Raw genomic sequence first — 19278 nt, 5'->3', positions numbered from 1 at the left:
CCTTCCAGGGAGGAAAGATGAACCACCTGAAAGTCGAACGGGACGGCCGCGTGGTGACCGTCCGCCTGCACCGCCCGCACGCCCTGAACGCGCTCAGCTCCGAGCTGCTCGCCGAACTCCTCGGCGTCCTCGGCCCGCTGGACCGGGACCCGGAGGTGGGCTGCTTCGTCGTCACCGGCTCGGAGAAGGTCTTCGCGGCCGGCGCGGACATCAGGGAGATGGCGGGCAGGTCGGCCGTGGACATGATGGCCGAGGACTACTTCGCGGCCTGGGAGGACTTCGCGGACCTGCGCACCCCGAAGATCGCCGCCGTGGCCGGCTACGCGCTCGGCGGCGGCTGTGAGCTGGCCATGATGTGCGATCTGGTCGTCGCGGGCGAGTCGGCCCTGTTCGGCCAGCCGGAGATCAAGCTGGGTGTGATACCCGGCATCGGCGGCACCCAGCGGCTGACCCGTCTGGTGGGCCGGGCCAAGGCCATGGACCTGGTGCTCACCGGCCGCACGATGGACGCCCGGGAGGCCGAGCGCTGCGGCTTGGTCTCCCGCGTGGTCCCCGACGACCGGGTCCTCACCGAGGCCCTGGAAGCGGCGGCGGCCATCGCCTCGTACGGCCGTACGGCGGTCAGGGCGGCCCGCGAGTGCGTCGACCGGTCCCTGGAGACGGGCCTGCGGGACGGCCTCCGCTACGAACGGCGGTTGTTCCACGCCCTGTTCGCCACCGAGGACCAGAAGGAGGGGATGACGGCGTTCCTGGAGAAGCGCCCACCGGCCTTCCGCGGGCTCTGACAGCCGGGGGCGGGACGCGCGGAGCGCGCCGGCCGCTCTCCCGCCCCCGGCCACGTTCAGGGGCTGTGTCTGGTCAGGACACGGCCCCGGTCAGCTCGCGTACGCCGTGGTCAGCACTCGTACGCGTAATACGGGTCGTCGCCCGCCTCCAGACCGATCCTGCCGGTCCCGTGCGGGCCGATCTGGATGCACGACGGGTCCCAGCCGTCGACTTCCACGCTGGCGGAGATGGTGTGCCCGCACACGTTGTGGATGTCCGCCCACCCGGGGCCGTAGGCGCCGAGCTTGGCACAGCCCGGCTCCATGGCCTCGACCGGCGCGGCGGCCACGGGTTCCGCCGAGGCGGTCCCCATGGCGGCCGTCCCGGCCAGCAGCGCGACCGCGGCGACCGTGACCAGCGCGGAGCGAAGTCGAGTCATCAGCTGTCCTTTCCCCCAGTTCGCGGCGGACGGCCCGATCCGCCGCCGCACGGGGAAAACGCTAAGCGTGATCGCACGACTACAGAGAGCGTCCAAGCTGTATTTCACACTCCGGGGTGAAATGAGCGCGTCAAACCCGCAAGGGGAGAAAGTCCGGATTCATCCGAGCGTCTCCCCGGCCGTGGACAGTGCCCGCTCCACACCCGGCTCCCGGGGCCCCAGGAACCGGGGGTCCGGCCGGAACACCGCGTCCAGAGCCGCCTTCCCGGCGGCGAGGATCTCCCGTGCACCCCCGTAGTACCAGGTCGCGTCGTGTACGGCGTCCACCCCCACCCCGTACGACTCGACGCCCGCCGCCTGACACAGAGCCACCGCCCGCCGGATGTGGAACCCCTGACTGATCAGCACGGCCTCGTCCACCCCGAAGATCTTCTTCGCCCGCACACAGGAGTCCCAGGTGTCGAACCCCGCGTAGTCGCTGACGATCCGCCCGTCGGGCACCCCGTGCCGCGTCAGGTACACGCGCATCGCGTCCGGCTCGTCGTAGTCCTCGCGGCTGTTGTCCCCGGTGACGAGCACCACCTCGACCCGCCCCTCCCGGTACAGTCCGGCCGCCGCGTCCAGCCGGTGCGCGAGGTACGGCGACGGCTCCCCGTCCCACAGCCCGGCACCGAACACCACGGCCACCTCGGTCCGCGGCACGTCCGCCGCCGTCCGCAGCCGGTCACCCGCGGCCACGTACATCCAGGTCGCCGGAAGCAGCGCGAGCACGCACCCGGCCATCACGGCCTGCACGAGCCGCCGCTGCCCCCGCCGGGTACGCGGCAGCCGTGGTCTGCGGAACGTCACACGACGCATCGGCGGTCCCTCCCCGGGTCGGCCCCTCGACAGTCAGGGACGCCCGCACGGGCCGCCCGGTTCATCCGCGTACGCGTGACCAGCTTCACTCGTTACACGGAAACTCCAGCTCAGACGGCCTCACACCGCACCTGTCCCGCATGGTGAACCGCCGGAAAACACCCGTGACGCCCACGCAACGGGAAGGCAACGTGCGGCGGCGACCATCGGTTGCATGCCCAGTCAGCTCAGCCTCGTCCCGCAGCCCGCCACGCGCCGCCCGGCCGCGCCCGCCCTCGTGGTCGTGGCGCACGGCAGCCGCGACCCCCGTGCGCTGAGCACCGTACGCGCGCTCCTGGACCGGGTCCGCGCGCTGCGCCCCGACGTGCCGGTGCACCTCGGGCACATCGAACTGAACGCCCCCCTGCTCCCCGACACGCTCGCCGCCCTGGGAGACACGGAGGCGGTCCTGGTCCCCCTGCTCCTCAGCCGCGGCTACCACGTCAAGCAGGACATCCCCGAGATGGCCGCGGCCTCCCCGGCCCGCACCCACGTGGCGGGCCCCCTGGGCCCGCACCCCCTGCTGGTGGACGCCCTCCAGGCCCGCCTGACGGAGGCCGGCTGGGGCGGGACGCCCCGCCGCACCAGCGCGGTGGTACTCGCCGCGGCCGGCTCCCGCGACCCGGACGCCAAGACGGACACCACCCGCACGGCCCACCTCCTCGCGGCCCGCCTGGGCGTCCCGGTCCTCCCGGCCTACGCCTCGGCAGCGACCCCGACGGTCGAGACGGCCGTCCGCACCCTCCTCGCGCGGGGCCGCCGCCACATAGCCCTGGCCTCCTACTTCACGGCCCCCGGCCGCTTCGCCACGGAGTGCGCCCAGTCGGCCCCCTGGATAGCGGCGGCCCCCCTCGGCACGCACCCCTCCATGGCCCACCTCCTCCTCCACCGCTACGACGAGACTCTGGCGGCGGCGTCCCCGGCTGTGCCCGAACTGGCTTCGGCTTGAACGCGGGTTGGTGCAGGTACCCAGGGGGCGCGGGGCTGTGCCGATTTGCGGCTCCGCCGCGTGGGCGCGACCAGCCACACCCGACCCGCACCCGCCACACACCCGAACCCGGCAAACGCTCAGGCACACAGCACACCCATGCCCGTACTGTCGACACATGGCAGGCACCTCGCAAACCCCCCCGGCCTACGGCCCGGCGTCAGCCGACCGCTGGGCCCCGGAACCAGACAAACGCCCCGGCCGCACCGCCTTCCAACGCGACCGGGCCCGAGTCCTGCACAGCGCCGCCCTGAGAAGACTCGCCGGCAAAACCCAAGTGGTGACGCCCGGCACCATGGGCCCGGCCTGGGACGCCAGCCCCCGCACCCGCCTCACCCACTCCCTCGAATGCGCCCAGGTCGGCCGCGAGCTGGGCGCGGCCCTCGGCTGTGACCCGGACCTCGTGGAAGCCGCCTGCCTCTCCCACGACCTCGGCCACCCGCCCTTCGGCCACAACGGCGAACAGGCCCTCAACGAGTTCGCGGCGGACTGCGGCGGCTTCGAGGGCAACGCCCAGTCCCTCAGACTCCTCACCCGCATCGAGCCCAAACGGTTCACCCTCGAGGGCTCCGTCGGCCTCAACCTCACCCGTGCCGCCCTCGACGCCGCCACCAAGTACCCCTGGCCCCGCGGCGCCCACCCCACCGACCCGGCGTCCCGCAAGTTCGGCGTCTACGACGACGACCGCCCGGTCTTCGACTGGGTCCGCAAGGACGCCCCCGGCACCCGTATCTGCTTCGAGGCGCAGGTCATGGACTGGTCCGACGACGTCGCCTACTCGGTGCACGACGTGGAGGACGGCCTGCACGCCGGCCACATCGACCCGAACTGCCTGCACGCGGAACCCGAACGGCGGGACGTCTTCCAGGTCGCCCGCGACCGTTACGTACCGGCGGACACCGACCCCGCCGAACTCGCCGAGGCCCTGGACCGGCTCCTCGCCCAGGAGTGGTGGCCGCACGGCTACGACGGCACCGCCGTCGCCCAGGCCCGGCTGAAGGACGCCACCAGCCAGCTCATCGGCCGCTTCTGCCTGGCCGCCGAGAGCGCGACCCGCACCGCGTACGGCGCCGGACGGCTCACCCGGTACGCCGCCGAGCTGGTCGTCCCGCGCGGGACCCGGATGGAGTGCGCCGTCCTCAAGGCCGTCGCCGACCTCTACGTCATGCAGCGCGCCGAGCAGGAACGCCTGCGCGCCGACCAGCGCATCGTCGTCGCCGAACTGGCCGAGGCGCTCACCGCCCGCTCCCCGGACGGCCTGGACCCGCAGTTCCGCGCCCTGTTCGACCGGGCGCCGGACGACCGCGCCCGCAAGCGGGTGATCGTCGACCAGATCGCCTCCCTCACCGACACCTCCGCCCGCTCGCTTCACGCCCGTCTGACAGGGCACGCATGAGACTGGCGGGAAAACCAACGGGAAAAACGACGGGAAACAGGGGACAACACCCGGGAAGCAGGGGAACACGGCACGCCCGATCGTGACCCTCCGTGGCCTGATCGGGTCACTCCCTCTTCCCGCATCACGCTCCGTGCGGGACGCTCGCAAGTGGCGACACCCTTACGAGGAGGCACCAAGTGGTCGACGCGGATCAGACATTCGTCATCGTCGGAGGCGGACTCGCCGGCGCCAAGGCGGCCGAAACGCTCCGGACGGAGGGCTTCACCGGCCGCGTGATACTGATCTGCGACGAACGTGACCACCCCTACGAGCGCCCGCCGCTGTCCAAGGGCTACCTCCTCGGCAAGGAGGAACGCGACAGCGTCTTCGTACACGAGCCCGCCTGGTACGCGGCGAACGACATCGAGCTGCACCTCGGCCAGACCGTCGACGCGATCGACCGCACGGCGAAGACGGTCCGCTTCGGCGAGGACGGCACCGTCGTCCGCTACGACAAGCTGCTCCTGGCGACCGGCGCGGAGCCCCGCCGTCTCGACATCCCGGGCACGGGCCTGGCCGGTGTCCACCACCTGCGCCGCCTCGCCCACGCCGAGCGGCTCAAACACGTGCTGACCAACCTCGGGCGGGACAACGGCCACCTCGTGATCGCGGGCGCCGGCTGGATCGGCCTGGAGGTCGCGGCGGCGGCCCGCGAGTACGGCGCGGAGGTCACCGTGATCCACCGCGGTCCGACCCCGCTGCACTCGGTCCTCGGCCCCGAGCTCGGCCAGCTCTTCGCCGACCTGCACCGCGACCACGGCGTCCGCTTCCAGTTCGGCACCCGGCTCACCGAGATCGTCGGCCAGGACGGCATGGTCCTCGCGGCCCGCACGGACGACGGCGAGGAACACCCGGCACACGACGTCCTGGCCGCGATCGGCGCGGCCCCCCGGGTCGCCCTCGCGGAGGCGGCCGGGCTGGAGATCGCCGACCGGGCGCGGGGCGGCGGCGTCGTGGTCGACGAGCGGCTGCGCACCTCCGACCCCGACATCTACGCGGCCGGCGACGTGGCCTCCTTCCACCACGCCCTCTTCGAGACCAGCATGCGGGTGGAGCACTGGGCCAACGCGCTGAACGGTGGCCCGGCGGCCGCCCGCTGCATGCTCGGCCGGGACGTGACGTACGACCGTGTGCCCTACTTCTTCTCCGACCAGTACGACCTCGGCATGGAGTACTCGGGCTGGGCGCCGCCGGGGACGTACGACCAGGTGGTGATCCGGGGGGACGCGAGCCGGCGCGAGTTCGTCGCCTTCTGGGTGAAGGAGGGCCGGGTGCTGGCCGGGATGAACGTGAACGTGTGGGACGTCACAGACAAGATCCAGCAGCTGATCCGCTCCAGGGCCCGGGTGAACACGGAGGCGCTGGCGGACCCGCACGCGCCGCTGGACAGCCTCGCCTCGTAGCCGTCAGGACTGTCACTCCGCCCCCGTAGAATCGCTGCGTGGCTGGACGGATCAACGACGAGGACGTGAAGGCGGTACGGGACGCGGTCCCGATCGACGCCGTGGTGTCCGAGTACCTCCAGCTGCGCAACGCGGGCGGCGGCAACCTCAAGGGTCTCTGCCCGTTCCACGACGAGAAGTCGCCGTCCTTCCAGGTCAGCCCCAGCAAGGGACTGTTCCACTGCTTCGGCTGCCAGGAGGGCGGCGACACCATCACGTTCGTGATGAAGATCGACCACCTCTCCTTCTCGGAGGCGGTCGAGCGCCTGGCCGGTCAGGCGGGCATCACCCTGCGCTACGAGGAGGGCGGGTACAACCCCTCCCACCAGCGCGGCGAACGGATCCGCCTGGTCGAGGCCCACAAGATCGCGGCCGAGTGGTACGCGGAACAGCTCGCGACCTCCCCCGAGGCCGACACCGGCCGGGTCTTCCTCGCCGAGCGCGGTTTCGACCAGGCCGCCGCCGTCCACTTCGGCGTCGGCTACAGCCCCCAGGGCTGGGACCACCTCACGCGCTATCTGCGCGGCAAGGGCTTCACGGACAAGGAGCTCATCCTCTCCGGCCTCGCCCAGGAGGGCCGCCGCGGCCCCATCGACCGCTTCCGCGGCCGCCTGATGTGGCCCATCCGCGACATCGGCGGCGAGGTCGTCGGCTTCGGCGCCCGCAAGCTGTACGAGGCGGACAACGGCCCCAAGTACCTCAACACGCCCGACACGGCGATCTACCGGAAGTCCCAGGTCCTGTACGGCATCGACCTGGCGAAGAAGGACATCGCCAAGGCGTCCCGCGCGGTGGTCGTCGAGGGCTACACGGACGTGATGGCCTGCCACCTGGCCGGGGTGACGACCGCCATCGCCACCTGTGGCACGGCCTTCGGCGGCGACCACATCAAGATCCTCCGCCGGCTGCTGATGGACAACGGCTCGGCCCGCGTCATCTTCACCTTCGACGGCGACGCGGCCGGCCAGAAGGCGGCCCTGCGCGCGTTCGAGGACGACCAGAAGTTCGCCGCCGAGACGTACATCGCCATCGCCCCCGACGGCATGGACCCCTGCGACCTGCGGCTCGCCAAGGGCGACGAGGCGGTGGCGGACCTGGTCGAACCCCGCACCCCGCTCTTCGAGTTCGCCCTCCGCCAGATCGTCGTCCGCTACGACCTCGACACACCCGCGGGCCGCGCCGCCGCCCTGGACGAGGCGGCCCCGATCGTCGCCCGCATCAAGAACAGCGGCGCCCAGCACGAGGTCGCCGTCCAGCTCGCCGGCATGCTCGGCATCCTCGACACCCAGTTCGTGGTCAAGCGCGTGGCGCAGCTGGCCCGCTGGGCCCGCGACCGCGGCGGCAAGGGCCCGGCCCCGGACCGCCGGCAGCACGGGTCGCAGCAGTACGCCTCCGCCCAGCCGTCCGCCGGCCCCCGCGGCCCGGCCCTCAACCTCCGCAACCCCGTCTACGCCACCGAACGCGAGCTCCTCAAACTCGCCCTCCAGCGCCCCGAGTTGGTTTCCCCGGCCTTCGACGCGTACGGCGTCGACGAGTTCACCGCCCCGCCGTATGCCGCCGTACGCCAGGCGATCATGGACGCCGGCGGCGCCGAACTGGGCGTCGTGGACCCCCAGGACTACCTGGTCAAGGTCCGTGAGGCCGCCCCGGACGACGCGGTCCGCGCGATGGTGACGGAACTGGCCGTCGAGGCGATCCTGCTGCACAAGGGCGTGAAGGGCGTCGACGAGACCTACGCGGGCGCCCAGTTGGTCACCGTCCGCCGCCGCGCCGTCGAACGCCGCATCCGCGACATCACGAGCCAGCTCACCCGCCTCGGCAGCCACGGCGACCCGGCCCAGCTCGCCGCCGTGCAGAACGAACTCTGGGTCCTCCAGCAGTACGACCAGGCCCTGCGGGAACACGGCGCCGCCGCGCTCTGAGGTCACCGCGCGGTCACGGACCGGAAGCAAAAAGTCATCGCACGCCCCTCGTGGCGACGATGTGTCTTACCCCACACTGGGTTCCGGTGCCTGAGTCCTCGGAGCGCGGCCGATCCGTCCCCGACGGGTCCCAGACCCCCGCGGTTCCGCTCATCGCGTACGGGACGGACAGCGGCGAGGCCGCCGACTCCGCCCCCGAAGTACCGCTGCCGTACTCCTTGGCAGCGATCATCCTGGAGGTCGCCCCCGTGCAGACCCAGACCCTCACCCAGACCGACGTCAGCGCTGCCGTCGGCGCCGACGGCACCGCACCGGACGCGGAGGACGACGTCCTTCCCGCGGTCCCGGCGCAGGGCCGCGTCGTGCTCCGCCCCGAGCCGGAACCGGAGGAGCCGCCCGCCGAGGCCGTCGAGACGGCCGAGGCTCCCGAAGCCGTCGAACCGCCACCGGCCCGCGCCGACACCAGCGGCCCCTCCTCGGACCTGTTCCGCCAGTACCTGCGGGAGATCGGCCGCATCCCCCTGCTGACCGCCGCCGAGGAGGTCGAGCTCGCCCGCCGCGTCGAGGCCGGCCTGTTCGCGGAGGAGAAGCTGCGGCTCGCCCCCGACCTGGACAGCCAGTTGGCGCTGGATCTCGACCGCCTCGTCGTCATGGGCCGGATGGCCAAGCGGCGGCTCATCGAGGCCAACCTCCGCCTGGTCGTCTCCGTCGCCAAGCGCTACGTCGGGCGCGGGCTGACCATGCTCGACCTCGTCCAGGAGGGCAATCTCGGGCTCATCCGGGCCGTCGAGAAGTTCGACTACGCCCGCGGCTACAAGTTCTCCACCTACGCCACCTGGTGGATCCGCCAGGCCATGTCCCGCGCCCTGGCCGACCAGGCCCGCACCATCCGGGTGCCCGTGCACGTCGTGGAGCTCATCAACCGGGTCGTCCGCGTCCAGCGCCGCATGCTCCAGGAACGGGGCTACGAGCCGTCGCCGGAAGAGGTCGCCGCCCACCTCGACCTGCCCCCGGAGCGCGTCAGCGAAGTGCTGCGCCTCGCCCAGGAACCGGTGTCGTTGCACGCGCCCGTGGGCGAGGAGGACGACGTCGCCCTCGGCGACCTCATCGAGGACGGCGACGCCACCAGCCCCGTCGAATCCGCCGCGTTCCTCCTCCTCAAGGAGCACCTGGAAGCGGTCCTGTCGACCCTGGGGGAGCGGGAGCGCAAGGTCGTCCAGCTCCGTTACGGCCTCGCCGACGGCCGCCCCCGCACGCTGGAGGAGATCGGCCGCATCTTCGGCGTCACCAGGGAGCGGATAAGGCAGATCGAGTCCAAGACCCTCAACAAGCTCCGCGACCACGCCTTCGCGGACCAGCTGAGGGGTTATCTGGACTGATGCCGCCTGCGGGCCGGTGGGGGTCGGTCGCGCAGTTCCCCGCGCCCCTGAAGGGCGTCAGCTGCACGTACCCAGGGGCGCGGGGAACTGCGCGACCAGCCGCAACGGGCCCGCAGCCGCCCCACGACACCACATGGCACCCCCGAAGGCGGCTCAGTCGACCTCGGCCACCGCCTGCGCGAACTGCGCCTTGTACAACCGCGCATACGCCCCGTCCGCCGCCAGCAGCTCCCCGTGCGTGCCCTGCTCCACGATCGCCCCGTCCTCCATCACCAGAATCGTGTCCGCGTCCCGGATCGTCGACAGCCGGTGCGCGATGACGAACGACGTCCGCCCGTGGGCGAGTTTCGCCATGGCTTTCTGGATCAGCACCTCGGTCCGCGTGTCGACCGAACTCGTCGCCTCGTCCAGCACCAGGATCACCGGATCGGACAGGAACGCCCGTGCGATGGTGATCAGCTGCTTCTCGCCCGCGCTGACCCCCGTCCCCCCGTCGTCGATCACCGTGTCGTACCCGTCCGGCAGCGTACGGACGAACCGGTCCGCGTGCGCGGCCCGGGCGGCCTCCTCGACCTCCCCGCGGGTCACCTTCCGGGACGCCCCGTACGCGATGTTCTCCGCGATCGTGCCGCCGAACAGCCAGGTGTCCTGGAGCACCATGCCGATACCGGCGCGTAGTTCGTCCCGGGACATCCGCGCGATGTCGACGCCGTCGAGGGTGATGCGCCCGCCGGTGACGTCGTAGAACCGCATCAGCAGGTTCACCAGCGTCGTCTTGCCGGCACCCGTCGGGCCGACGATGGCCACCGTCTGCCCGGGCTCGACCTTCAGCGACAAATCCTCGATGAGCGGCTTGTCGGGGTCGTAGCGGAAGGTCACGTGCTCCAGCGCCACCTGCCCGCGCAGTTCCTCGGGCCGCACGCCCGGCACCGGATCGGCGCTCTGCTCCTGAGCGTCCAGCAGCTCGAAGACCCGCTCCGCCGAGGCGACACCCGACTGCACCAGGTTCGCCATGGACGCGAGCTGCGTCAGCGGCATGGAGAACTGCCGCGAGTACTGGATGAAGGCCTGCACATCACCGATCGACAGCGAGCCCGAGGCGACCCGCAGCCCGCCGACGACCGCGACCAGCACGTAGTTGAGGTTCGACACGAAGAACATCAGCGGCTGCATGACCCCGCTGTTGAACTGCGCCCTGAACCCTGCCTCGTACAGCGCCTCGTTCTGCTCGGCGAACTGCCGCGCCGACTCCTCCTGCCGCCCGAACACCTTGACCAGCGCGTGCCCGGAGTACATCTCCTCGATGTGCGCGTTGAGTTTGCCCGTCGAGCGCCACTGCTGCACGAAGTGCGGCTGCGACCGCTTGCCCACGCGCCGGGCGATGGCGAACGACAGCGGCACGGTCACCAGCGCGACCAGCGCGAGGATCCAGGAGACGTAGAACATCATGGCGAGGACGCCGATGATGGTCAGCATCGAGTTGATGAGCTGCCCCATCGACTGCTGGAGCGTCTGCCCGATGTTGTCGATGTCGTTCGTCGCGCGGGACAGCACCTCGCCGCGCTGGCGCTTGTCGAAGTACGACAGCGGCAGCCGGGACAGCTTCGTCTGCACGTCCTCGCGGATCCGGAACATGGTGCGGTTCACGGCCCGGTTCACCAGCCGCGTCGCCACCGCCATCAGCAGCCCGGCCACCGTGAACACGCCCAGCGCGAGCAGCAGCACGTTCCCCACGGCCGTGAAGTCGATGCCCTTGCCGGGCGTGAAGTCGGTGCTGCGCAGCATGTCGGCGACGTCGGCGTCCCCGCGCTGCCGCATGGAGTCGAGGACCTGCTCCTTGCTCGCCCCCGCCGGCATGTCCCGCCCGACGATGCCCGCGAAGACCAGGTCGGTCGCCTTGCCGAGGATCTTCGGTCCGACGACGTTGAGGCCGACGCTGAGCACCACGCACAGCAGCAGCACGCAGATGGTCAGCCGCTCCGGCCGGAACTGCGCGACGAGCCGTTTGCCCGACCCCTTCAGGTCCAGCGAGCGCTGGTCGGGGCCGCCCCCGGCCATCATCCGCCCCATGGGCCCCGCCATCAGGCAGCCTCCGCTTCCGTGAGCTGGGAGAGCACGATCTCCCGGTAGGTCTCGTTGTCCGCCATCAGCTCGTGGTGCCGGCCGGTGCCGACGACCCGGCCCCCGTCGAGGACCACGATCCGGTCGGCGTCCCGGATGGTCGCCACCCGCTGGGCGACGATCACGACGGTCGCCTCGGCGGTCTCCTGCGCGAGCGCGGCCCGCAGGGCGGCGTCCGTGGCGTAGTCGAGCGCGGAGAAGGAGTCGTCGAAGAGGTAGATCTCGGGCCGCTGCACGAGCGTCCGGGCGATCGCGAGCCGCTGCCGCTGACCGCCGGAGACGTTCGTCCCGCCCTGCGAGACCGGCGCGTCCAGCCCGCCCTCCAGCCGCTCCACGAAGTCCCTGGCCTGCGCCACCTCCAACGCGTGCCACAGCTCCTCGTCGGTGGCGTCCGGGTTGCCGTAGCGCAGGTTGGTGGCCACCGTGCCCGCGAACAGATACGGCTTCTGCGGCACCATCCCGACGGTCTTCGCGAGCAGCTCCGGGTCGATCCGAGCCACCTCGACCCCGTCCACGAGCACCTGCCCGTCGGTCGCGTCGAACAGCCGCGGGACCAGCCCGAGCAGCGTGGACTTGCCGCTGCCGGTCGAGCCGATGACGGCGGTCGTCTCGCCCGGCCGGGCCACCAGGTCCACCGCCCGCAGCACCGGCTCCTCGGCACCCGGATAGCGGAAGCCCGCCCCGCGCAGCTCCAGATGACCGTGCCGGCGCAGCTCCCGCACGGGCGCCGAGGGCGGCACGACGCTCGACGAGGTGTCCAGCACCTCCTGGATGCGCTCGGCACACACCTCCGCGCGCGGCACCATCATGAACATGAAGGTGGCCATCATCACGGACATGACGATCTGCATCAGATAGGCGAGGAACGCGGTCAGGTCCCCGATCTGCATCCCGCCGCTGTCGATGCGGTGCGCGCCGAACCACACCACGGCGATCGACGACAGGTTCACCACCGTCATGACGATCGGGAACATCAGCGCGAGCAGATTGCCGGTGCCCAGCGCGAAGTCCGTGAGATCGGTATTGGCCTTCCGGAAGCGCTGCTGCTCGTACTCGTCCCGGACGAAGGCACGGATGACGCGGTTGCCGGTGATCTGCTCGCGCAGCACCCGGTTCACGGTGTCCAGCCGCTCCTGCATCGACCGGAACAGCGGCCGCAGCCGCCGCACGATCAGCGTCACGCAGATGCCCAGCACCGGCACGACCGCCACCAGCACCCCGGACAGCGGCACGTCCAGGCCCAGCGCCAGCACGATGCCGCCCACGCACATGATCGGCGCCGACACCACCAGCGTGAACGTCATCAGCGCCAGCATCTGCACCTGCTGGACGTCGTTCGTCGTACGGGTGATCAGCGACGGCGCCCCGAAGTGACCGACCTCACGCGCGGAGAACGACTGCACGCGGTCGAACACGGCCGCGCGCACGTCCCGCCCGAGCGCCGACGCCGTGCGGGCGCCGTAGTACACGGCACCGATGTTGCACACCACCTGGACCAGCGAGATGCCGATCATCAGGGCGCCGTAGCCCAGGATGTAGCCGGTGTCACCGTTCACGACACCCTGGTCGATGATGTCCGCGTTGAGTGTGGGCAGGTAGAGCGTGGCGCAGGTCTGCAGGAACTGCAGCAGCACCAGCAGGGTGATGGGCCTCTTGTACGGCCTGAGATGGGTGCGCAGGAGTCGTATGAGCACGCTGCTTCTCTCGAGGTGGACGACGGGGCGGTTGATTGCCCCTGGCCCCTATCGTCGAACACTCCACCCGCGTTACCTCAACCGAATTAACCCAACAGGCGGTCAAAACGCCCCGGGGTGCGTCTGCTCCCGCACCGCCACGAACTGCTGCCGCACCGCCTGCCCCACGGCCAGCTCCTCCCCGGGCTCCAGTACCTGCGCGACCGCGCCCTGCCAGGCCGGCGGGGTCCGTGCGTCGAGCGAGCCCTGGGACGTCCCGAGCGCCCAGGCCGCCTGCCGGGCGGCGCCGATCGCCGCGTAGTCCGCCGGCTGCGGCACCACGACCTGCGTTCCGAACAGCGAGGGCGCGGCGGCCTGCACGGCGGGCAGTTCGGCGGCCGGACCGAGCAGGAACACCCGCCGCACCTCCACGCCCCGGGCGCGCAGCACGTCCAGCGCGTCCGCGAGCCCGCACAGCATGCCCTCGAACGCGGCCCGCGCCAGGTGCTCCGCCTTCATCGACTCGCGCCGCAGCCCCGCCAGGGTCCCGGCGGTGTGCGGCAGGTTCGGCGTCCGCTCACCCTCCAGATAGGGCAGCAGCACCAGCCCGTGCGCCCCCGGCGTCGACTTCATCGCCAGCTCGGACAGGCTCTCCAGATCCGGCAGCCCCAGCAGCTCGGCGGTCCCGCGCAGCGTCCGTACGGCGTTCAGCGTGGTGACGACGGGCAGGTGCATGCCGGTCGCGTCGGCGAGGGCGGTGATCATCCCGGAGCCGTCGACCAGCGCATCGGGGTGCACGGCCATCACGGACCCGGACGCGCCCAGCGACACGACCGCGTCCCCGAGGCCGATGCCGAGCCCGAACGCCGCCGCCATGGTCTCGCCGGTCCCCACGGAGATCAGCAGCCCCTCCGGGGTCCTGCCGGCCGCGTCCGCCGGGCCGATCACCTCCGGCAGCATGGCCTGGTGCCCGAGCGCCAGCTCGACGAGGTCGGGCCGGTAGGCGCCGGTCGCCGCCGACCAGTACCCCGTGCTGGACGCCCCGCCCCGGTCGGTGGTCCTGCGGATCGGGCGGCCCAGCAGCTGCCACACCAGCCAGTCGTGCGCCTGGAGGAGGACCGCCGTGCGCTGCGCGTGCTCCGGCTCGGTCCGGGCCAGCCAGCGCAGCTTCGTCACCGGCTGCGCGGCCTGCGGCACACACCCCACCGCCTGCGCCCATGCCTCGCGCCCGCCGAGCGCGTCGATCAGGTCGGCCGCCGCGACCTGCGTGCGCTTGTCGCCTCCGACCATCGCCGGCCGGACGGTGTTGCCCTGCGCGTCCAGCGGCACGACGGCGTTCTGCTGCGCCGAGACGCCGATGGCCTGCACACCCTCCAGCAGTCCGCCGCCCGCGGCCTCGCCCAGGGACAGCAGCCAGGCCTGCGGGTCGACGTCGGACGGCCGGCCGCCGTCGGGGCTCTCCACCGGATGCGGTGCATATCCCTGCCTGAGCACGGCTCCGGTGTCCGAGTCACAGACGACGATGCGAGTGAAATCGGGTGAACTGTCCAACCCGGCGACTATCCCCATGGCCAAAATTCTGCCGTACCGCTGCGCCGGCTAGAGCCGTGGGCGCCGTGGGGGGTGTCGCCGGGTTTTGGATGCGGGCCTCGTCGTGGCTGGTCGCGCAGTTCCCCGCGCCCCTTGGGGACGTGAGCGTGCTCGGCGCCTGAGAAGGAACTGTTACGTATTGCTGGTGCCCCAGTCGTCCTCGCCGCCGTTGTGGGTGGCTCGCTCCTTGAGGTGGCGGACTCGGTCGGCGACCGAGTCGGGGACGCGGTCGCCCACCTTGTCGCTCACCACGTGGTACGCCTTGCCCGCGAACTCGCGGCCCTGGTGGGCCGCCGACTCCGCGGTGTTGCGGACGGCGGGGTTCTGCGCGAACTGGCGGGCCGACTTCTTCAGCTGTTCGTAGCGCTCGCGTCCGGCCCTCGTGCCCAGCACGTAACCCAGGACGACTCCGGCGACGAACGTGAGCCGGTAACGCATGGCGGTCACCCTTCCCTTGCGTGGGTCTCCGGTGCGGCGCGGGCGCCGGGGAGTACCGATTGGCGAAGCACCCCCCTGCTTGCGCTAATGTATGTGTCGCAGCGAGCGCGCGCCCCCTGGCGAATACCCAGGTAGGTGCGTTCGATGCAAAACGAGACCTTCCTCGGTAGCTCAATTGGCAGAGCAGCCGGCTGTTAACCGGCAGGTTACTGGTTCGAGTCCAGTCCGGGGAGCTCGGTCCTCCGTAGCTCAATTGGCAGAGCAGCCGGCTGTTAACCGGCAGGTTACTGGTTCGAGTCCAGTCGGGGGAGCACGCTGAACGAGGGCCCCCACAGGGGTCCTTTTTCATGTCCGTTCCGATCTCCTGGGAACCGTGCGGCGCTCGTCGCAGTCCTCATGGTCACGAAGGCCGTGCGGAGCCGACCACACGAAGCAGGAGATCGTATGAGCGGCTATGCTGCGGCAGACGGCGCGCACACATGTACGCGACACGCCGCTATGGGGCGGTAGCTCAGCCGGTTAGAGCAGCGGACTCATAATCCGTCGGCCGTGGGTTCGAGTCCCACCCGCCCCACCAGGCGCTACACGCGCAGAACCGTTTCACACGGCTTCGATGTTCCTGCTCAGGTCCTCGGCCGTCAGACTGCCCGGCTCCCGGCTCACGCTCTCCCGGGCGGCGTGTTGCAGGGCCGCGTTCACCGGGGTGGGCACGCCGTGCTCCCGGCCGAGCAGCACGATCTCCCCGTTGAGGTAGTCCGTCTCGATCGACCCCGCGCCCCGCGCCAGGCTCTGCCAGGACGAGCCGCGCGTGCGCTCGCCGGCGATCGGCTGCGGGTCGACCGTCCCGCTGCGCAGCTCGGTGATCTCGGCCTCGCTCACGTAGGCGATGCCCGCGGCGTCGAGGACCGCGGCGCCCTCGGCCTGCGCCCGGGCGACCAGATCCCGCGCGGCGGCGTCCGAGGCGGAGCCGCACACGGCCTCGACCACGTTGGCGAGGTTGCCGAGGAGCTTGCCGTACTTCCAGCGCATCACGTCCGCCACCACCGGAGCCAGGAAGCAGGACTTCTCCAGGTCGTCCGCGATCCGCCGGGCGGTCGCGTCCGGACCCGTCCCGTACCGGCCGATGACCAGGGCGCCGGTGTACGGGCCGCAGGGCGCGACGACCTCGCCCGGGTTCAGGTAGGTGCTGGGCAGGACGACGCACAAGCCGTACACCTCGCGGAAGCGGCGCAGTGCCAGGCGCTCGTTCTCCACTCCGTTCTGGGCGCACACCAGGGGCAGGCGTTCGCCCGCCGTGCCGCCGCCCGCCACCGGCCGCGCGGCCCAGGCGTCCAGAGCGGCCACGGTGTCCTGGGTCTTGACGGCGAGGACGAGCACGTCGTCCTCGCGCAGTTCGACGTCCTCGGGCCGTGCCGCCACGGGCACGTCGAGGGTGAGCGTGCCCGTGGGGACCTTCAGCCGCAGCCCGTTGTCGCGCAGCGCCTCGAAGTGCGCGCCGCGGGCGATCAGGACGACGGACCGGCCGCTTTCGTGCAACCGTCCCCCGATCGAACCGCCGACTGCCCCGGACCCGATGATGACGTAGCGCATTCCGCTCCCCCCTTGGTACGACGTCGCCACCGTACCCGCAGGCGTTCACCTCCGGCCGGGACTGCCGTGATCACTGGCTGAAACCAAGTGGCGTCGGCTGGTGCCTTGTTGCTTGGATCCCCGGTGTGACTTCTCCCTTCCAGGACGTCCCTCCCACCACCCTCGCCGACCTGCTGGGCCGCGCCCAGGTCATGGACACCGGCATCCGCCCGCTGTGGCACTCGCCCCGCGTCGCGGGTCCCGCGTACACCGTGCGGTGCGTGCCCGGCGACAACCTGATGCTGCACGCCGCGATCTACCGTGCCGAGCCCGGCTCGGTCATCGTCGTGGAGTCGGGCGACGTGGACTACGCGCTGGCCGGCGGCAATGTGTGCGCCGTCGCCCAGCGCCGGGGGGTCGCCGCCTTCGTGGTCGACGGTGTCGTCCGCGATCTCGGCGAGGTGCGCGAGGCGGGCTTTCCCGTCTTCGCACGCGGTGTCATACCGATCCCCGGAACCAAGGAGAAGGCCGGCGCGCTCGGTGAGCCGGCCCGCGTCGGCGGCGTGCTCGTGCACCCCGGCGACATCGTGGTCGCCGACGAGGAAGGCGTCGTCGTCACCCCCGCCGCCCGCCGGGAGGAGATCCTCGCGGCGGCTCGGGCGAAACTGGCCAAGGAGGCCGAGGAGTCCCTCGACGTCTGGGAGGCCGACCACCGTGCCCGTGTCGAGAAGGCGCTGAGCGACCAGGGCTTCACCGGCTGACCGGACTCCCTCATGCGCCCGCCGGGACGGTGCCGTGGCGGCGTTGGCGGTGGGTGTACGTGGTGATCGCCTGCCACAGGTGGCGGCGGTCGGTGTCGGGCCAGAGGTCCGGCGTGAAGTGCAGCTCGGCGTAGGCGGTGTGCCAGGGCAGGAAGTTGGAGATGCGCTGCTCGTTGCCGGTGCGCCAGAGCAGGTCGACGTCCGGCATGTCCGGGCGGGGCAGGTGCCGGGCGAAGTCCTTCTCGCCGATCAGGTCGGGATCGAGGTGACCGGCACGGGCTTGGCGGGCGAGGGCGGCGGCGGCGCGGGTGAGCTCGTCGCGGCCGCCGTAGTCGATGCACATCGTCAGCGTCAGGCCGGTGCGGGTGCGTGTGCTGCGCTCCCGCAGGTCGAGGAGGTCGGACAGGTCGGGCGGCAGGCGGCCGGTGCGGCCGTGCCAGCGCAGCCGGACGTCGAGGTCGCGGAAGGGGTCGTCGACGACCTCGCGGCGCACGAGGTCGAGGATCGCGTCGACCTCCTCGGGATCGCGGTGCCAGTTCTCGGTGGAGAAGGTGTAGAGCGTCAGGTGCCGCAGGCCGATGTCCAGGGCGCCGTGCACCACCTCGCGCACGGCGGCGGCGCCGGCCCGGTGCCCCTCGTGCCGGGGCAGGCCGCGCTGCTCGGCCCAGCGGCCGTTGCCGTCCATGATCACGGCGACGTGTGCGGGAAGCCGGTCCGGCGGGATGTCCGGGGGCCGGTGGCCGTCGGGGTGGGGTGGCGCGGGCCGGAAGCTCCGGGTGCGGGCCGTCCGGTCGGCCGGGGGCGGGCTGCCGTGCCCGGCGGGCGGTGCGGGCGGCACCGTCAGCGCGGTCAGGCTCCAGGCCAGGGCGGCGCGGGCCCGGGCGGGGACGAGGATGCGGGCCCGGGTGCCGAGCGCGGGCCGGGGCGGGCGCCGCAGGAGGGCCGGGCCGGCGGAGCCGATCGCGTCGAGCTGGGCGCGCAGCAGGGCGGCCATGGTGTGCAGGACGGTGGCGGGCCCCGGGTGCATCCCGCGGCTGAGACCGTCCTGGCTCACCCACTGGCGGGCCAGTCCGGTCAGCTCGGTGACCAGAGCGGCGACGGCGGGGCTCCAGCGCCGGAGCGCCAGGTCCTCCGCGGCACCGGGGTAAGGCCGCAGGGCCTCGTCGGGCAGCAGGAGATCGCCCTGGGCGAGGTCGGCGGACAGGTCGGTGAGGATGTCCGTGAGCCGGACGCCGTCCAGGAACTCCTCGTAGGTCTCCCGGGTGTCCAGACGCAGTGCCACGGGGACGCCGGCCCGGTCGAAGAGGGTACGGACCTGGCCGAACCAGGGCAGCAGGTTGTCCCGGCCCCAGGTGCGCCACGCGGCCCAGTCGGCGAAGTGCCTGCCGTGGGTGTCGTCCCGGACCTGGACCATGGCGCCGTGCAGTTCGGACAGGTCCAGCCGCCAGCGCGTCGCGGTGTCGACGAGGGCGTGGCGGATCGGGTCCGGGCTCGTGCCGGTGGGCAGTTCGCGGTGCAGGGCGGTGATCCACTCCTCGACCCGGTCGGCCCGTTGGGCGGCGGGCGCGGTGCGGTCGTCGCCCAGGTCGTCGAGCGCGCTGGCCGCCGCCCACAGGGCCCAGCAGGCCGGGCGCAGCGCCGCGGGCACCAGCTCGATCAGCGCGTACTCCGCCGGATCCTGCTCCCTGGTCCGGCGTCGGCACAGCCCGTAGGCCGCCCGCAGCGCCGGATCGTCGCCGATCACCGCGCGCACGGAGGCTCGCCTGACTGCCCGTCGGGTGTTCGCGGGAGGTACATCGCTCACACCGAGACGGTACGTCAGGTTGCGCGGTGGCCAGCGCATGTGGGCCGGGGCC

At 71.9% G+C, this 19278-nt stretch carries 15 protein-coding genes and 3 tRNA genes; 10 read left to right on the top strand and 8 right to left on the bottom strand.

Annotation, left to right across the window (positions count from 1 at the left end):
- Positions 1-17: 17 nt before the first annotated feature.
- Positions 18-785 carry an enoyl-CoA hydratase-related protein gene (locus tag ABFX81_RS13125; RefSeq protein ID WP_086854470.1) on the top strand — a complete coding sequence of 256 codons (768 nt, stop codon included), beginning with the start codon at positions 18-20 and terminating at the stop codon, positions 783-785.
- Positions 786-895: 110 nt separating this feature from the next.
- On the opposite strand, the gene ABFX81_RS13120 is transcribed toward ABFX81_RS13125, so the two are convergent.
- Both ABFX81_RS13120 and ABFX81_RS13115 read right to left on the bottom strand, forming a co-directional pair.
- Entirely contained in the window at positions 896-1204 is a 309-nt protein-coding gene (locus ABFX81_RS13120; protein WP_086854469.1) for a hypothetical protein, read from the bottom strand.
- 159 nt (positions 1205-1363) lie between these two features.
- Positions 1364-2062, bottom strand: a complete 699-nt coding sequence (locus ABFX81_RS13115) for an ElyC/SanA/YdcF family protein (protein WP_086854468.1) — start codon at positions 2060-2062, stop codon at positions 1364-1366.
- Between the two features lie 214 nt (positions 2063-2276).
- Between ABFX81_RS13115 and ABFX81_RS13110 the strand changes: the two genes are divergently transcribed.
- The 5 genes from ABFX81_RS13110 (at position 2277) to ABFX81_RS13090 (ending at position 9270) form a co-directional block, all read left to right on the top strand.
- Positions 2277-3050 carry a CbiX/SirB N-terminal domain-containing protein gene (locus tag ABFX81_RS13110; protein ID WP_086854467.1) on the top strand — a complete coding sequence of 258 codons (774 nt, stop codon included), beginning with the start codon at positions 2277-2279 and terminating at the stop codon, positions 3048-3050.
- Positions 3051-3207: 157 nt separating this feature from the next.
- Complete coding sequence (locus ABFX81_RS13105) at positions 3208-4485, top strand: deoxyguanosinetriphosphate triphosphohydrolase (RefSeq protein ID WP_086854466.1); 1278 nt, start codon at positions 3208-3210, stop codon at positions 4483-4485.
- A gap of 179 nt (positions 4486-4664) precedes the next feature.
- Entirely contained in the window at positions 4665-5930 is a 1266-nt protein-coding gene (locus tag ABFX81_RS13100) for an FAD-dependent oxidoreductase (protein ID WP_086854465.1), read from the top strand.
- A gap of 38 nt (positions 5931-5968) precedes the next feature.
- Entirely contained in the window at positions 5969-7891 is a 1923-nt protein-coding gene (dnaG, locus tag ABFX81_RS13095) for a DNA primase (protein WP_086854464.1), read from the top strand.
- An 86-nt stretch (positions 7892-7977) separates the two neighbouring features.
- Positions 7978-9270 carry a sigma-70 family RNA polymerase sigma factor gene (locus tag ABFX81_RS13090; protein WP_086854463.1) on the top strand — a complete coding sequence of 431 codons (1293 nt, stop codon included), beginning with the start codon at positions 7978-7980 and terminating at the stop codon, positions 9268-9270.
- Between the two features lie 153 nt (positions 9271-9423).
- Here the strand turns inward: ABFX81_RS13090 and ABFX81_RS13085 are convergent, their stop codons facing one another.
- From ABFX81_RS13085 to ABFX81_RS13070, 4 genes are all read right to left on the bottom strand, one after another.
- Positions 9424-11352, bottom strand: coding sequence for an ABC transporter transmembrane domain-containing protein (locus tag ABFX81_RS13085; RefSeq protein ID WP_086854462.1), 1929 nt, complete (start codon positions 11350-11352; stop codon positions 9424-9426).
- Positions 11352-13085 (bottom strand): ABC transporter transmembrane domain-containing protein, encoded by a 1734-nt coding sequence (locus tag ABFX81_RS13080; RefSeq protein WP_086854461.1) that lies wholly within the window; start codon positions 13083-13085, stop codon positions 11352-11354. Before ABFX81_RS13080 ends, ABFX81_RS13085 begins: the two co-directional genes overlap by 1 nt.
- Before the next feature lie 102 nt (positions 13086-13187).
- Positions 13188-14633, bottom strand: a complete 1446-nt coding sequence (locus ABFX81_RS13075; protein ID WP_086854460.1) for an FGGY family carbohydrate kinase — start codon at positions 14631-14633, stop codon at positions 13188-13190.
- Positions 14634-14786: 153 nt separating this feature from the next.
- Positions 14787-15092, bottom strand: a complete 306-nt coding sequence (locus ABFX81_RS13070) for a YtxH domain-containing protein (RefSeq protein WP_086560002.1) — start codon at positions 15090-15092, stop codon at positions 14787-14789.
- A 160-nt stretch (positions 15093-15252) separates the two neighbouring features.
- Here ABFX81_RS13070 and ABFX81_RS13065 point away from each other — a divergent pair.
- The 3 genes from ABFX81_RS13065 (at position 15253) to ABFX81_RS13055 (ending at position 15669) form a co-directional block, all read left to right on the top strand.
- Positions 15253-15325, top strand: a tRNA-Asn gene (locus ABFX81_RS13065).
- Positions 15326-15330: 5 nt separating this feature from the next.
- A tRNA-Asn gene (locus ABFX81_RS13060) sits at positions 15331-15403 on the top strand.
- 189 nt (positions 15404-15592) lie between these two features.
- A tRNA-Ile gene (locus ABFX81_RS13055) sits at positions 15593-15669 on the top strand.
- Positions 15670-15692: 23 nt separating this feature from the next.
- Here the strand turns inward: ABFX81_RS13055 and ABFX81_RS13050 are convergent.
- Complete coding sequence (locus ABFX81_RS13050) at positions 15693-16682, bottom strand: 2-dehydropantoate 2-reductase N-terminal domain-containing protein (RefSeq protein ID WP_086854459.1); 990 nt, start codon at positions 16680-16682, stop codon at positions 15693-15695.
- Between the two features lie 125 nt (positions 16683-16807).
- On the opposite strand from ABFX81_RS13050, the gene ABFX81_RS13045 reads away from it, so the two are divergent.
- Entirely contained in the window at positions 16808-17422 is a 615-nt protein-coding gene (locus ABFX81_RS13045; RefSeq protein WP_086854458.1) for an RraA family protein, read from the top strand.
- Between the two features lie 10 nt (positions 17423-17432).
- Here the strand turns inward: ABFX81_RS13045 and uppS are convergent, their stop codons facing one another.
- Positions 17433-19226: a polyprenyl diphosphate synthase gene (uppS, locus tag ABFX81_RS13040; RefSeq protein ID WP_346138085.1), complete on the bottom strand. Its 1794-nt coding sequence runs from the start codon at positions 19224-19226 to the stop codon at positions 17433-17435.
- Between the last annotated feature and the right edge of the window lie 52 nt (positions 19227-19278).

Origin of the sequence: Streptomyces coeruleofuscus (assembly GCF_039532725.1) — a bacterium.
GTDB lineage: Bacteria > Actinomycetota > Actinomycetes > Streptomycetales > Streptomycetaceae > Streptomyces > Streptomyces coeruleofuscus.
This window is presented reverse-complemented; position numbering and strand designations above follow the sequence as displayed.